Source organism: Microbulbifer variabilis (assembly GCF_020524905.1).
Taxonomy (GTDB): Bacteria; Pseudomonadota; Gammaproteobacteria; order Pseudomonadales; family Cellvibrionaceae; genus Microbulbifer; species Microbulbifer variabilis_A.
In genome coordinates this window covers 1-1614 of sequence record NZ_JAIVKI010000043.1, presented here as the reverse complement: position 1 = coordinate 1614, position 1614 = coordinate 1, and the positions used below count along the sequence as shown (strand labels likewise).

Genomic DNA, 1614 nt, shown 5'->3' with positions numbered 1-1614 from the left:
TAGTACAGGAATATTAACCTGTTTCCCATCGACTACGGCTTTCGCCCTCGCCTTAGGGGTCGACTAACCCTGTCCCGATTAGCGTTGGACAGGAACCCTTGGTCTTCCGGCGGGGGGGTTTTTCACCCCCCTTGTCGTTACTCATGTCAGCATTCGCACTTGTGATACCTCCAGCAGACCTCCCGATCCACCTTCAACGGCTTACACAACGCTCCTCTACCATGCTCCTAAGAGCATCCGCAGCTTCGGTTACCAGTTTTAGCCCCGGTATATCTTCCGCGCAGGCCGACTCGACTAGTGAGCTATTACGCTTTCTTTAAAGGATGGCTGCTTCTAAGCCAACCTCCTAGCTGTCTGGGCCTTCCCACATCGTTTCCCACTTAACTGGTATTTGGGACCTTAGCTGGCGGTCTGGGTTGTTTCCCTTTCCACGACGGACGTTAGCACCCGCCGTGTGTCTCCCGCGATTGCACTCCTCGGTATTCGGAGTTTGCATGGGGTTGGTAAGTCGGGATGACCCCCTAGCCCAAACAGTGCTCTACCCCCGAGGGTGAGACGCGAGGCGCTACCTAAATAGCTTTCGAGGAGAACCAGCTATCTCCCGGCTTGATTAGCCTTTCACTCCGATCCACAGGTCATCCCCTAATTTTTCAACATTAGTGGGTTCGGTCCTCCAGTTGATGTTACTCAACCTTCAACCTGCCCATGGATAGATCGCCGGGTTTCGGGTCTATTGCCTGCAACTAAACGCCCTATTAAGACTCGATTTCTCTACGGCTCCCCTAAGCGGTTAACCTTGCTACAGACAATAAGTCGCTGACCCATTATACAAAAGGTACGCAGTCACCCCGAAGGGCTCCTACTGCTTGTACGTATACGGTTTCAGGTTCTATTTCACTCCCCTCTCCGGGGTTCTTTTCGCCTTTCCCTCACGGTACTGGTTCACTATCGGTCAGCTGGGAGTATTTAGCCTTGGAGGATGGTCCCCCCATATTCAGTCAAGATAACACGTGTCCCGACCTACTCGATTTCACTCTAAATGCCTTTTCGTGTACGGGGCTATCACCCTGTATCGCGGTACTTTCCAGAACCTTCCACTAAAACATAAAGAGCTTAAGGGCTAATCCCCTTTCGCTCGCCGCTACTCAGGGAATCTCGGTTGATTTCTTTTCCTCCGGGTACTTAGATGTTTCAGTTCCCCGGGTTCGCCTCCCTAACCTATGTATTCAGTTAGGGATACTCCTAAAAGGAGTGGGTTTCCCCATTCGGACATTCCAGGATCAAAGCTTGTGTGCCAGCTCCCCTAGACTTTTCGCAGGCTCCTACGTCCTTCATCGCCTCCAGCTGCCAAGGCATCCACCGTATACGCTTAGTCGCTTGACCATACAACACAAACGACTACTAACGACTTTAACATTCAGACTCAACGATAAATCATTGGCCTGAACGCCGGATTGTGTGCTTGAGAGACACACAATATTTTTGATGTTGAGTGGTGTTAAACACCCAACCTCGCCTTGCAGTGTATTACTACAAATTATTTCACCTTGTTAAAGAGCATCTGATGTAAAAATCAGGAAGCTGAACTCTTGTTCTCAAACATCGAGAAACTGC

Annotated in this window: 1 rRNA gene; it reads right to left on the bottom strand. The window is 50.4% G+C overall.

The annotated features are described in order from the left end of the window. Positions 1 to 1383 (bottom strand): 23S ribosomal RNA (locus LC073_RS21285); the annotation flags it as partial. Positions 1384 to 1614 lie beyond the last annotated feature (231 nt).